This window comes from Sphingomonas kyeonggiensis (assembly GCF_014204495.1).
GTDB lineage: Bacteria > Pseudomonadota > Alphaproteobacteria > Sphingomonadales > Sphingomonadaceae > Sphingomonas > Sphingomonas kyeonggiensis_A.
This window is the reverse complement of the sequence record NZ_JACHLN010000002.1, coordinates 1,383,639-1,395,678: the sequence shown is the minus strand read 5'-3', so window position 1 is coordinate 1,395,678 and position 12,040 is coordinate 1,383,639. Positions and strand designations below refer to the sequence as shown.

Sequence of the window (12,040 nt, the reverse complement as noted above, 5' to 3'; positions counted from 1 at the left end):
GCCGGGATGACGGAAATCGGTGAAGGGCACTGGCCTCAAATCTTCCAGCCGCTGTGGATCGCGACCAGCCCGCCGAGCAGCGGCTCGACCTTGGTCTGGGTGAAGCCCGCCTCGCGGATCATCCGCTCGAACTCGGGCATCTTCGGGAAGCGGCGGATCGATTCGATCAGATAGCGATAGCTTTCCGCGTCGCCCGCCAGCATCTGGCCGAGCTTCGGGACCAGCTTGTGCGAATAGGCGTCATAGACTTCGGAGAAGCCCGGCCACTCGGTGGTCGAGAACTCCAGCACGAACAGCCGCCCGCCGCGCTTGAGCACGCGGTGCGCCTCGCGCAGCGCCTTGGGGATGTCGGTCACGTTCCGGATGCCGAACGCGATCGTATAGGCGTCGAAGAACTTGTCGGGCCATTGCAGCGTCTCGGCATTGGCCTCGCTCCACACCAGCCCGTCGATCCCGCGCTCGGCGGCGCGCTCGACGCCGACGGCGAGCATCTCGGGATTGATGTCCGCCACCGTGATCGCTGCGCCCGAAGGCGCCATGCGGAAGGCGATGTCGCCGGTGCCCCCGGCCATGTCGAGGATATGCTCGCCTTCGCGCGGCTTCACCCGGCGGACGAACTTGTCCTTCCACAACCGGTGAAGCCCGCCCGACATGGCGTCGTTCATCAGGTCGTATTTCGCCGCGACGCTGGAGAAGACCTCGCCGACGCGGCGGGTCTTTTCCTCGGGGGCCACATCCTCGTAGCCGAAGGAGACGGTGTCGGTCATGCGACGGGCTCTAGCGGGGCTTTCTGCGCGCGTCATCCCCACTCCCACCTTATCCTCCACGCCATCGTCATCCCCGCGAAGGCGGGGATCCAGAGTCCCGAAGGGCATCGCTCGGTTACCCTGGATTCCCGCCTTCGCGGGGATGACGAAATGGGGCTAGGCGCGGTAGAGAGCCCCCATGCCAGAACTCCCCGAAGTAGAGACGACCGTTCGCGGGCTGGAGCCCGTGCTCAAGGGCGAGACGATCCAGCGCGTCACCCTCCATCGCGGCGATCTGCGCCGGCCGTTCCCCGAAGGGCTCGGCCAGAGGCTCACCGGAGCGACAGTCACCGGCATGGGCCGGCGCGCCAAATATGGGCTGATCGAGACGAATCGCGGCGACACGCTGATCTTCCACCTCGGCATGTCCGGGCGCTGGCGGATCGATCCGGCCGAGATCGGCAAGCATGATCACATGGTGCTGGAGACGCAGCACCACCGCCTCGCGCTCAACGATCCCCGGCGATTCGGCTCGGTCGACCTGGTGCCGACCGCGGAGGTGGCGGCATGGGCGCCCTTCATGGCGCTGGGGCCCGAGCCGCTGGGCCCTGACTTCAACGCCGCGCATCTGGCGCGCGTCTTCAAGGACAGGATCGCGCCGGTAAAGGCGCTGCTGCTCGATCAGCGCGTCGTGGCGGGGTTGGGCAATATCTATGTGTGCGAGGCGCTCTATATCGCCCGCATCGCGCCCACCCGCGAAGGCGGCTCGATCTCGAAGGTCAGGCTGGAAAAGCTGGTCGCGGCGATTCGCGACGTGCTCGAAAGCGCGATCCGCGCCGGCGGCTCGACGATTCGCGACTATGCCCGGCCGGACGGCGAGCTCGGCTATTTCGCCAAGGAGTGGCGCGTCTACGGGCGGGAAGGGGAGCCGTGCGACTGCGGCGGGCTGGTCGAGCGGCGAATCGATTCGGGTCGATCGACCTTCTGGTGCCCCGCCTGCCAGAAGTGACCGCTATGTCCTTATGCGGTTGACCCGAATCGCAGGTGCCGCTAAGGGGCCCGTCTTTCCGGGCGTGGACGGCATTCGTCTCCGGGCCCAAAACATTTTACGAGCAGGAACGACACGGCATGGCGAATACGCCGCAAGCGAAGAAGCGTATCCGGCGCAATGCGCGCCGCGCGGAGATCAACGGCACCCGCGTGAGCCGTATCCGCACCTTCGTGAAGAAGGTCGAGTCGGCCCTTGAAGCCGGCGACAAGACTGCGGCCGCTGCCGCGCTCGCCGCTGCGCAGCCGGAAATGGCGCGCGGCGTTGCCAAGGGCGTGCTCCACAAGAACACGGCCTCGCGCAAGTTCGCGCGTCTGAACAAGCGCGTCGAAGCGCTGGCATAATCGTCACTTTTCCGTAACAAAGCCCCGCGGGACACCAGTTCCGCGGGGTTTTTGTCGTGTTCGACAGAGGCTTGCGGAACGAATCGTGGTTAGCACCCTGGAACCCTACGATTCGCGCGAGTCGCGGTGTCTTCGACTTGCAATAATTTGAAGGCGCTATTCTTTTCAGATAGTTAGTGGCCATGGGCACGGTTTTCCGTGGGTTACGGCGAGTCAACAAAACTATTTCAGTATCTTTACACCGGACCCCCTTGCTCGACTCAGAAAGGGGTACCTACAACAGACCTCCCAGGCGGGTTCTCGCCAGGGTGTAGTCGAAGCCTGCCGCACAGGGACCGGGGATGTCCGGTGTCGGGGGGCCTCATGTCGGAGCGAATTTGCGCACGGGAAGCAGGGCTTCCCGCGAAGGAGGGGTGCGTCACGGTGACTCAGGTTCAGGCCTTGGAACGGGACGGAATGGAAGCAGCGGTTGCCAAGGCTTGGTCGCATGTGCGCGCGAATCTGCGTCGCTCGGCGGGCCAGCGTCTGTTCGACCAATGGCTGAAGCCGGTTGTCCTGATCGAGGGCAGCGATGCCGAGATCGTGCGCCTTGGGCTGCCGTCGGCGTTCATGACCCAGTGGGTCCGCAATCACTATGCCGAGCGCCTGCTGCTCGAGTTCCGCGGCCAGATTCCGGCCGTGCGCAGCGTGTCGATCGAGACGCTGGCCGAGGAGCCGAAGCGCGTGCTCAGCGCGGCGCCGGTGGCTCCGGTCGCCGATTCGGCTCCCGTGGCGGCCGCCGCGATCGAGCGCCCGCAGTTCGACCAGCGCTTCACGTTCGAGCGATTCGTGATCGACGCGACGAATCGCGTCGCCTGCAACGCCGCCAAGGCGATGGCGCAGCCGGGCTCGCCGCAGTTCAGCCCGCTCTACCTCCATGCCGGCACGGGCCAGGGCAAGACGCACCTGATGCACGCGATCGGCCATGCCTTCCTCGCCGCGAATCCGGATGCGACCGCGATCTACGTGACCGCCGAGCGCTTCATGTTCGAGTTCGTCCAGGCGCTGCGCAACAAGGACACGCACGCGTTCAAGGCGCGGCTGCGCTCGGTCGATCTGCTGATGATCGACGACCTGCAGTTCATCGGCGGCAAGGACGCGACGCAGCAGGAATTCTTCCACACCGTCAATGAGTTCATGTCGTCGGGCAAGCGCCTGGTGATCGCCGCGGACCGTGCGCCCCAGGCGCTCGAGGGCTTCGAGCCGCGTCTCGCCGGCCGTCTCGGCTCGGGCCTGGTCGCCGACATCAAGCCGGCCGAGCTCGAGCTGCGCCGCGCGATCGTCGGCCGCAAGCTGCTCGAGATGCCCGCCGTCTCGATGCCGCATGAGGTGATGGACCTGCTCGCCGCGCGAATCACCACCAACATCCGCGAGCTCGAAGGCGCGCTCAACCGCCTCGTCGCCTATGCCCAGCTCAACAACGAAGTCATCACGATCGACTTCGCGACCAACGTGCTCGGCGAAGTGCTGCGTTCGGCCCAGCGCCGGATCACCATCGACGAGATCCAGCGCGCGGTCTCGGCGCATTTCGAGGTCAAGCAGATCGACCTGATCTCCGAGCGCCGCGCCGTCGCGATCGCCCGGCCGCGCCAGATCGCGATGTACCTCGCCAAGCGCCTGACCACGCGCTCGCTGCCGGAGATCGGCCGCAAGTTCGGCAACCGCGATCACTCGACGGTGATCCACGCGGTCAAGCGAATCGAGGACCTGCGCGCCAAGGACGTGGAGATCGACACCGCCGTGCGCACGCTGATGCGCACGCTGGAGGGCTAAAGGGATAACTTCCCGCCTCTTTCAGGGGCGGGCGGGGTGGAGGAGCTGAGAGCGGGGCAACGCAGATCGGTCACGCCTCCACCCTTCAAAACGAAAAGGCCGGGGCCCGCAGGGGCTCCGGCCTTTTTGTCTAGACATAATGGAGCGGCCCGCGCCCCATCCGTTCACCAGCAGATCGTCTGCCCGATTCGCGGATCATAGACGCAACCGCCTTCGCCGCTCTCGAGCAGCGGGCAATATTCGCTGTAATAGGTCACGCACTCGCCATAGCTGGCGAAGCCGCGCGCCTGGTAGCTGGTGCAGGTGACCGAAGGCGGGTTGGCGCATTCGAGGTTCGGGCGCGCCTGGAGCGGCTGGGCGAGGACGGCCTGGAAACCGGCGGCGGCGGCAAGCGAAAGCGAGAAACCGATCTTGTTGCGCATGAGTGCCTCCCTGTCGTGGAAGGCGCAGGCTAGGTCGCGGCGCCGGGGCGACCTAGCCGATCTGCAACGGATATGGCGGTTTCGCGCCCGCTCAGGGCACGATCCGGAAATAATAGCTGTAGTTGCGCGCCGCGCCGCTCACCGTGACGTTGCTGATCGTCACGTCATAGGTGGTGTTGGCGGCGAGCCCGGCGACGCTCCATTGCAGGCTGTTGGGCAGGCCGTACCCGTCATTGTCCCACGATATGTTCGACACGGTCAGCGCCGCGCCGCCGCGCACCCGCACGCTGATCGTCGCGCCGGCATAGCTCACCGACTGATTCGCGCCGAAGTTCGAGCTCTTGTTGGCGATCACCCCGAACGAGAGCAGCGCCCCGGTCTCGAAATAGCGCGCCGGATAATCCTGGAAGGGATAGGCGACAAAGTCGGGCAGCGGCCCGGCGGTGTTCTGGGTGGTGTTGATCACCTTGATCGAGGCGCCGTCGGCCCGGTTGTTGGTCTGCCACACCCCGGCGGTGCGGCCATAGGCGATCGTCGACAGGAACGGATAGAGCAGCCAGCGGCGATGGCCGATATTGTTCGCCACCACATTGTTGGTGTCGATCAGCCAGCCGGCCAGCAGGTCGGCATCCTGCGAATAGCGCAGCCCACCGGTGCCCAGATAGATGTTGCTCTGCCCGGCGGCGGTGGCGCCGGCGGCGGTGTAGCAGTTCCAGCTGGTCGGCGGATTGTGGCTGAGCTGGCCGTTCGCGGCCATCATCAGCGCCGATTGCTGCACGGCCGGCTCGTCGGCGGTGCTGTAGGTGACCGCCGGCAGGTTGTGCAGCCCGCGGACATAGTTGAGCGCCGCCAGCACCCGCTGGCCGACCTCGGGCTTAAGCGTCCCGGCCTGGCAGGCGGCGATATTGGGCGGGCTGCTGTAGAGCTGCGCGACCGAGGTCAGGAAATCCGAACCCGTCGCCGGCTCGCTGCCGGTCGGCGTCGGGGTGGCGGAGGGGGTAGGGGTAGGCGAGCTGGTCGGGCTCGGCGTCGGTGTTGGCGTCGGCGTGACGACGGTGCCGCCGCCTCCGCCACCGGAGCCGCCGCTGCAGCCGGCGATCGCGCTCCCGAGGAGCAGCACGGGAATCAGTCTACGCATCAGGCACTCTCCGCGCACAGAAACCCGGTGGTACCCATAACTGTTCCCTCCCCGAAGTCCGGTGATGTCCGGGGGAGTAGCAGTTCAGTCCGTATAGGCAGTTAACATTCCCCTCCCTGCAAGGGAGGGGCAAGGGGTGGGTTAGCGGAGGCCGGGCTCGATGCCCGGCCTCCGCTGTTCAAGGCTATCGTCTCGTTGAGCTCGCTGCGCTCGCAACCCACCCCCAACCCCTCCCTTGCAGGGAGGGGAGTGAAAAGGCGCGAGAGTCGCCCGTCCTAGACCTGCAGCCCGACCGCCTTCTGCGCCGCCAGCAGTGTGGGTGCCGCCAGCTCGCTCGCCCGCGCCGCGCCCCTGGCGAGCTGCGCGCCCACCGCCGCGCGGTCGCCGAGCAGCTGGTTGAGCCGCTCGCGCACCGGCGACAGCACCGAGATGGCGAGGTCGGCCAGCGCCGGCTTGAACGCGCCGAAACCCTGGCCGGCGAACTCGGCCACCACCGATTGCGGATCGCGGTCCGACAAGGCGGCGAAGATCGTCACCAGGTTCTTCGCCTCGGGCCGCTCCGCCAGTGCCTCGAACGAATCGGGCAGCGGCTCCGGATCGGTCTTCGCCTTCTTGAACTTCTGCGCGATCGTGTCGTCATCGTCGGACAGGTTGATCCGCGACAGGTCCGAGGGATCGGACTTGCTCATCTTCGCGCTGCCGTCGCGCAGGGACATGATCCGCGGCGCCGCCTTGGAGATGAACGGCTCGGGCAGCGGGAACAGCTCGACTTCATAGTCGGTGTTGAACTTGGTCGCGATATCGCGCGCCAGCTCGAGATGCTGCTTCTGGTCCTCGCCCACGGGCACGTGCGTCGCCTTGTAGACCAGCACGTCCGCCGCCTGGAGCACCGGATAGGTGAACAGGCCGACGCTCGCGCCCTCGCGATTCTTGCCGGCCTTGTCCTTCCATTGGGTCATGCGGTTCAGCCAGCCCATGCGCGCGGTGCCGTTGAGGATCCAGCACAGCTCGGCATGCGCGGGCACGCGCGCCTGGTTGAACAGGATCGCGCGATCGTCGATGCCCGACGCCATCAGCGTCGCGGCCATCTCGATCGTCGAATTGGCTAGCTCGTGCGGCGAGATGTTGCCCGTCAGTGCATGGAGATCGGCGAGGAAGAACAGGCATTCTCCCTGGTCCTGCATCGCCACCCAGTTCTTGATCGCCCCCAGATAGTTGCCGAGGTGCAGATTGCCGGTGGTCTGAATGCCGGAAACGACGCGCATTGAATATTCCTTCCACGCCCGGGCTGACCGTTCGGCCTTTGGACGGGCCGCGGGTCCGAGACGGCGGGGACGCAGCCGCACGATGATGTCAGGGACGGGGGCGCTGTAGCGGCTGGGGTGGGCGAGGGGTAGGGCTTTGTCGGCCTCTCCGCCGCCATTCTCCGTTCCCCGGCGAAAGGGTGGCGCGCGCTCTCTTCTCCGTCATCCCCGCAAAGGCGGGGATCCAGGGTAACAGAGCGATGTCCTTGGCGACTCTGGATCCCCGCCTTCGCGGGGATGACGAAAATAGGAAGGTTACGCCCGCCGCCGCCGCACCAGCGCCTTCAGATCCGAAACCCGGAAGGCCCGCGTCACGAAGCACGCGACGAAATAGATCGCCACGCCCGCGCCCACCAGCACCACCAGTGCCGCGTAGCGCTGCCACAGGAACCCGCTCAGCCAGGGATCGAGCAGTCCCTCGAAGCCGAAGATCGCCGCGCCCATCAGTACCGCCGCCAGTGCCAGCCGCGGCAGCCGGCGCTTCAGCTGCGTGTCCGCCACGAAATGCCCGCGCTTCCTGAGCGCCGCATAGAGCAGCCAGACATTGACGGTGGAGGAAAGCGCCGTCGCCAGCGGCGGTCCGATATGGCCGATCGAAGGGATAAGCGCGAGGTTGGCGACGATGTTCACCACCACCGAGATCATGGCGAAGCGCACCGGCGTCTTCGTGTCCTGCCGGGCATAGAAGCCCGGGGTCAGCACCTTGACCAGCACATAGCTGGGCAGGCCGATCGAGAAGCCGGCCAGCGCCCAGGCGCATTTCACCGTGTCGTCGGCGGTGAAGTGACCGTACTGGAACAGCCCGCGCACGATCGGCTCGGCGGCGACGATCAGCGCGACCATTGCGGGCAGGGTCAGGAACAGCGCCAGCTCCATGCCGCGATTCTGCGTCTCCATCGCCTCGGCGTCCTTGCCGGCGCCGAGAAGCCGCGAGACGGTCGGCAGCAGGATGGTGCCCAGGCCGATGCCGATCATGCCGAGCGGCAGCTGGTTGAGCCGGTCGGCATAATAGATGAACGAGATCGAGCCTTCGCCGAGCAGATAGCCCGAAAGCGCGGTCGAGATGACCAGGTTGAGCTGCACCGCGCCGGCGCCGAGCGCGGCCGGCAGGATCAGCTTCATCAGCCTTTTCACCTCGGGATCTAGCCGGGGCAGGCGGGGGCGCAGCGACACGCCGGCGGCGCGGCAGGCGAACCACAGCCACAGCAGCTGGACCACGCCGCCCAGCGGCACCGCGATCGCCTGCGCGCGCGCCGTCTGCTCGGGCGTGCCGTGGAAGACGAACAGCGCCGTCACCATCGCGATGTTGAGCAGGATCGGCGCCGCGGCGTTGACCCAGAATTTGTCGAGCGAATTGAGGATGCCGCCCAGCAGCGAGGCCAGGCAGATCAGCATCAGGTAGGGGATGGTGATCCGGCTCAGCTCGACCGCGAAGGCGAACTGGTCGTGCGTCGGCGCCTGCTTGTGGAAGCCGCCCGAGAGCAGCGCGGTGAGCGGCCAGGCGGCGGCGAGCATCACCACCGTCATCAGCGCCAGGATGGCGAACAGCACCGCCAGGGTGCGCTCGGCGAACTCGAAGGCCGGCCCGCGCTCGCCGTTATGCTCGGCGAGCTTGCGGTTGAACATCGGGATGAAGGCCGAGGAGAAGGCACCTTCCGCGAAGAAGGCGCGGAACATGTTGGGCAGCCGGAAGGCGACCAGGAACGCGTCCGACGCGAAATTGGCGCCGACATAGCGTGCCTGCAACGAATCGCGCACCAGCGCGAGCACGCGGCTCGCCAGCGTAAGCCCACCGACCGAGCCCAGGGTGCGCGCGAGCTTCACTGCGTCCCCGTCATCCCCGCGAAAGCGGGAACCCATCTCGGAGAGAAGCCGCAACCGACCGCGGCTGTGAAACGGGACAGCGTGGGAGCTGGGCCCCCGCTTTCGCGGGGGTGACGGTCAAAGGTCACGAGGCCCAGTCTCCCAGACTATCGGATCAGGCTTCGCCTGCCACTTCGCCGGTCAGGCCGCCTTCGTTCACGGCGCGCTGCTGCAGGTAGATGCCGCCGAAATCGATCGGCTCAAGCATCAGCGGCGGGAAGCCGCCGTCGCGCACCGCGTCGGCCAGCACGCGGCGGGCGAACGGGAAGAGCAGGCGGGGAGCCTCGCCGAGCAGGAAGGCGTCGAGCGCTTCGCCCTCGGGCACGTTGCGGATGCCGAACAGGCCGGCATAGGCCAGGTCGACGATGAACGCGGTCTGGCTCTCGGCGGTCGCGCGCACTTCGATCTTGAGCACGACTTCGAACACTTCGTCGGCAACCTTGCCCGAGCCGATGTTGAACTGCACGTCGATCGCCGGAGCCGTCTGGCTCTGGAAGATGGCCGGCGCATTCGGGTTCTCGAACGAGAAGTCCTTCACATACTGCGACAGCAGGCCGGCGGCCGGGGTGGTGTCCACACCGTTGGCTGCGGGCTCGCCGAATTCGGCGATCGTGTCGTTCTCGGCCATTTCAACTACCTCTTTATCCGGAAAGTTTCACGCTGTTGAAGCGTTGGATCGGTTGCGCGCCTAGCAGGCGGGCGCACGTGTTTCAATTCCCACGGATTGCCCGGATTTGAAACGCGCGCCGCTTAGGCCTATGTTAACCGGCGAAGCGTTTGGAGGCGTAGTGTACACGATAATCTTGTTCGCAATGGTGGCCGGGTTCCTGGCACTCCGACTCTATGCCGTGCTTGGCAAGCGCACCGGTCATGAGCAGGCGCTGCCCAAGCCCAGCGAAGAGCGCGTGGCGGTGCCGCCGGCGCAGCGCACCATCGATCAGGCGCCCGAAGCACGCGACATCAATCCGCGCGTGATCGAGACGGGTGCCGAGAGCGGGCTCAAGGCCGTGATCGCCGCCGATTCCAGCTTCGACGTCGCCCAGTTCATCGATGGCGCCAAGAGCGCGTACAAGATGATCCTCGAGGCCTTCTGGAAGGGCGACGAGGATACGCTGGCCTGGCTGGTCGAGGACGATGTCCGCGCCGGCTTCTCGCAGGCGATCGCCGATCGCAAGGCCGCCGGCCATGTGCTGGAGAATCGCCTGGTCGCGATCGAACGCGCGATGATCTCGGACGCCGTGGTCGAGGGCAAGAGCGCCCGCATCACCGTGCGCTTCGATGCCGATATCGCCGCGGTCACCCGCGACGCCGACGGCAATGTCATCGCCGGCTCGCTGAGCGATGCGGTCGAGACGCACGACATCTGGACGTTCGCCCGGAGTCTCCGCAGCAACGATCCCAATTGGAAGCTCGTCGAAACCGACGAAGCCTGAGGGGGCAGCACATGCGTATCTGGGGGGGAGTCGCGCTCGCGGCGTTGTTGGGCGCCTGCTCGGGTGGCGTGGTGCCGCATTCGGTCGAGCCGGGCTATGCGCCGCCGCCGTCCCGCGAAGTCCCGCGCGAGCGTCCGCGTGACAGTGGCCGCGTGGCCGAGCCGCATGGCAATCCCGCCGTCCGCCAGCCGATCCCGGCCGTGCCGCTCGCCGCCTATCCGGCGCCGGCCGCGCCCGCCGGCACGCTGACCGCGGCTTCGGCCGGGCTGATCCCGGGGCCGGCCTTCGATTCGCTGCCGCTGAGCGACGACGCGGCGGCGCGCGCGCTGGTCGCGTTCCGGCTGAGCTGCCCGTCGCTGGTGCGTCGCACCGATGTCAGCGGACTTACCCAGGGCCGTGACTGGCAACCCGCCTGCGACGCCGCGAAAACCTGGCCCGAACGCGATTCCCGCGCCTTCTTCTCTCGGTGGTTCGAATCCGTCCAAATAGCCGACGGGCGGGCACAAGCGACCGGCTATTACGAGCCTGAGATCGCCGGCACGAAGCATCATCGCTCGGGCTATGGCGTGCCGGTCTATGCCAAGCCGGACGATATCATCGAAGTCGATCTCGGCCAGTTCTCGAATGACATGAAGGGCAAGAAGATCCGCGGCCGTGTCGCGGGCAAGACCTTCATCCCCTATTACGACCGCAAGGAGATCGACCAGGGGGCGCTGGAAGGGCGCGGGCTGGAGATCGCCTGGGCGGCGGATCCGATCGAGCTGTTCTTCCTCCAGATCCAGGGTTCGGGCCGCCTGCGCGGGCCGGACGGGCAGGTGATGCGGATCGGTTTCGCGGGGCAGAACGGCCGCGAATATGTCGGCATCGGCGCGCTGATGCGCGACCGCGGCCTGCTCCAGCCGGGCAAGGCCTCGATGCAGGGCATCATGGAATATCTGCGCACCCATCCCGAGGAGGGGCGCGAGATCATGTGGGAGAACAAGAGCTATGTGTTCTTCCAGGAGCTGAAGGGCGCCGGGCCCAATGGTTCGCTGGGCCTGCCCGTCACCGGGCAGGTGAGCGCCGCGGTCGATCCCAAGTTCATCCCGCTGGGTGCGCCGGTGTTCCTCTCGATGGACCGGGCCGAGGCCAATGGCCTGTGGATCGCGCAGGATACCGGCGGGGCGATCAAGGGGCCGAACCGGGTCGATACCTTCTGGGGCGCGGGTGATGATGCGCGCGCGATCGCGGGCGGGATGAACTCGCGTGGCACGGCCTGGCTGCTGCTGCCGCTGGGCACCCTCAGCCGGCTCGGTGGTGCGCCGATCGCCGGGGCGCCGACGCCGACCCGCCAGCGGTGAGGCGCCTCGCGCCCGAGGAAGCGGCGCTGTGGAAACGGGTGATCGCCAGCGTCACCCCGCTTGCGGCACGTCCGGTCAAGTCGGTCGAGGCGCTCGATAAACCGACGACGCCGGCACCCCTGCCGGTGCCAGGCGCGCCCAAGGTGAAGGGACGGGTGCCGCCACTGCGCCCGCCAGTGCCGACGCCACCGCCGGCGCGCAGGGTGGCGGCCAATACCCTCGACGCGTCCTGGGATCGCCGCCTGTCGCGCGGCCTGGTCTCGCCCGAATCGACGGTCGACCTGCACGGACACACGCTATCCTCGGCCTATGACCGGCTCGATTTCGGGCTGGAGGTCGCGATCGGGCGGGGGGACCGCGTGCTGCTGCTCGTCACCGGCAAGCCGCCGCGCCCGGAATCCGAGCGCCCGCATGCCCGCGGCGCGATCCGCGCGGCGGTGGGCGACTGGCTCGCCTCGTCGCGCCATTCCGATCGTATCGCTGCCGTAAGAACCGCGCATCCGCGCCACGGCGGGGCCGGTGCGCTCTACATCGTGCTGCGCCGCCCCCGGGAAAATTCTTAACTTCTGTCTGGCATGTTTCCGGGGGTC

12 protein-coding genes are annotated in these 12,040 nt (G+C 67.1%); 6 read left to right on the top strand and 6 right to left on the bottom strand.

What is annotated here, in order from left to right:
* Nucleotides 1-35: 35 nt before the first annotated feature.
* Entirely contained in the window at nucleotides 36-767 is a 732-nt protein-coding gene (locus HNP52_RS14165) for a class I SAM-dependent methyltransferase (protein WP_184168127.1), read from the bottom strand.
* Between the two features lie 178 nt (nucleotides 768-945).
* Here HNP52_RS14165 and mutM point away from each other — a divergent pair, with 178 nt between their 5' ends.
* From mutM to dnaA, 3 genes are all read left to right on the top strand, one after another.
* A complete protein-coding gene (gene mutM, locus HNP52_RS14160; protein ID WP_184168125.1) occupies nucleotides 946-1,755 on the top strand; it encodes a bifunctional DNA-formamidopyrimidine glycosylase/DNA-(apurinic or apyrimidinic site) lyase in 810 nt (269 codons plus the stop codon).
* A 119-nt stretch (nucleotides 1,756-1,874) separates the two neighbouring features.
* The gene (rpsT, locus tag HNP52_RS14155; RefSeq protein WP_183994207.1) at nucleotides 1,875-2,138 is read left to right on the top strand and encodes a 30S ribosomal protein S20; all 264 of its coding nucleotides are present in this window, start codon (nucleotides 1,875-1,877) and stop codon (nucleotides 2,136-2,138) included.
* 456 nt (nucleotides 2,139-2,594) lie between these two features.
* Nucleotides 2,595-3,950 (top strand): chromosomal replication initiator protein DnaA, encoded by a 1,356-nt coding sequence (dnaA, locus tag HNP52_RS14150; protein WP_221416290.1) that lies wholly within the window; start codon nucleotides 2,595-2,597, stop codon nucleotides 3,948-3,950.
* A 164-nt stretch (nucleotides 3,951-4,114) separates the two neighbouring features.
* Here the strand turns inward: dnaA and HNP52_RS14145 are convergent, their stop codons facing one another.
* From HNP52_RS14145 to secB, 5 genes are all read right to left on the bottom strand, one after another.
* Nucleotides 4,115-4,372, bottom strand: a complete 258-nt coding sequence (locus tag HNP52_RS14145; protein ID WP_184168121.1) for a hypothetical protein — start codon at nucleotides 4,370-4,372, stop codon at nucleotides 4,115-4,117.
* A 91-nt stretch (nucleotides 4,373-4,463) separates the two neighbouring features.
* Nucleotides 4,464-5,510 (bottom strand): CAP domain-containing protein, encoded by a 1,047-nt coding sequence (locus HNP52_RS14140; RefSeq protein ID WP_184168119.1) that lies wholly within the window; start codon nucleotides 5,508-5,510, stop codon nucleotides 4,464-4,466.
* Between the two features lie 275 nt (nucleotides 5,511-5,785).
* On the bottom strand, nucleotides 5,786-6,775 hold the full coding sequence (trpS, locus tag HNP52_RS14135; protein ID WP_184168117.1) for a tryptophan--tRNA ligase: 990 nt from the start codon (nucleotides 6,773-6,775) through the stop codon (nucleotides 5,786-5,788).
* A gap of 294 nt (nucleotides 6,776-7,069) precedes the next feature.
* Nucleotides 7,070-8,638: a murein biosynthesis integral membrane protein MurJ gene (gene murJ / locus HNP52_RS14130; protein WP_184168115.1), complete on the bottom strand. Its 1,569-nt coding sequence runs from the start codon at nucleotides 8,636-8,638 to the stop codon at nucleotides 7,070-7,072.
* A gap of 154 nt (nucleotides 8,639-8,792) precedes the next feature.
* A complete protein-coding gene (gene secB, locus HNP52_RS14125; RefSeq protein WP_184168113.1) occupies nucleotides 8,793-9,305 on the bottom strand; it encodes a protein-export chaperone SecB in 513 nt (170 codons plus the stop codon).
* 184 nt (nucleotides 9,306-9,489) lie between these two features.
* Here secB and HNP52_RS14120 point away from each other — a divergent pair, with 184 nt between their 5' ends.
* The 3 genes from HNP52_RS14120 to HNP52_RS14110 are packed head-to-tail and all read left to right on the top strand — an operon-like array spanning nucleotide 9,490 to nucleotide 12,013.
* On the top strand, nucleotides 9,490-10,110 hold the full coding sequence (locus tag HNP52_RS14120) for a Tim44/TimA family putative adaptor protein (RefSeq protein ID WP_409372630.1): 621 nt from the start codon (nucleotides 9,490-9,492) through the stop codon (nucleotides 10,108-10,110).
* Between the two features lie 11 nt (nucleotides 10,111-10,121).
* Nucleotides 10,122-11,450 carry a murein transglycosylase A gene (locus HNP52_RS14115; protein ID WP_184168109.1) on the top strand — a complete coding sequence of 443 codons (1,329 nt, stop codon included), beginning with the start codon at nucleotides 10,122-10,124 and terminating at the stop codon, nucleotides 11,448-11,450.
* Entirely contained in the window at nucleotides 11,447-12,013 is a 567-nt protein-coding gene (locus tag HNP52_RS14110; RefSeq protein ID WP_184168107.1) for a Smr/MutS family protein, read from the top strand. The genes HNP52_RS14115 and HNP52_RS14110 overlap by 4 nt, the downstream gene beginning before the upstream one ends.
* Nucleotides 12,014-12,040: the final 27 nt, after the last annotated feature.

What these genes read in the sequence shown, in the direction of transcription:
- HNP52_RS14120 (WP_409372630.1), top strand. Translation starts at nt 9,490, where the DNA reads ATGGTGGCCGGGTTCCTGGCACTCCGACTCTATGCCGTGCTTGGCAAG.
- mutM (WP_184168125.1), top strand. Translation starts at nt 946, where the DNA reads ATGCCAGAACTCCCCGAAGTAGAGACGACCGTTCGCGGGCTGGAGCCC.
- rpsT (WP_183994207.1), top strand. Translation starts at nt 1,875, where the DNA reads ATGGCGAATACGCCGCAAGCGAAGAAGCGTATCCGGCGCAATGCGCGC.
- HNP52_RS14145 (WP_184168121.1), bottom strand. Translation starts at nt 4,372, where the DNA reads ATGCGCAACAAGATCGGTTTCTCGCTTTCGCTTGCCGCCGCCGCCGGT.
- dnaA (WP_221416290.1), top strand. Translation starts at nt 2,595, where the DNA reads ATGGAAGCAGCGGTTGCCAAGGCTTGGTCGCATGTGCGCGCGAATCTG.
- trpS (WP_184168117.1), bottom strand. Translation starts at nt 6,775, where the DNA reads ATGCGCGTCGTTTCCGGCATTCAGACCACCGGCAATCTGCACCTCGGC.
- HNP52_RS14115 (WP_184168109.1), top strand. Translation starts at nt 10,122, where the DNA reads ATGCGTATCTGGGGGGGAGTCGCGCTCGCGGCGTTGTTGGGCGCCTGC.
- HNP52_RS14165 (WP_184168127.1), bottom strand. Translation starts at nt 767, where the DNA reads ATGACCGACACCGTCTCCTTCGGCTACGAGGATGTGGCCCCCGAGGAA.
- HNP52_RS14140 (WP_184168119.1), bottom strand. Translation starts at nt 5,510, where the DNA reads ATGCGTAGACTGATTCCCGTGCTGCTCCTCGGGAGCGCGATCGCCGGC.
- secB (WP_184168113.1), bottom strand. Translation starts at nt 9,305, where the DNA reads ATGGCCGAGAACGACACGATCGCCGAATTCGGCGAGCCCGCAGCCAAC.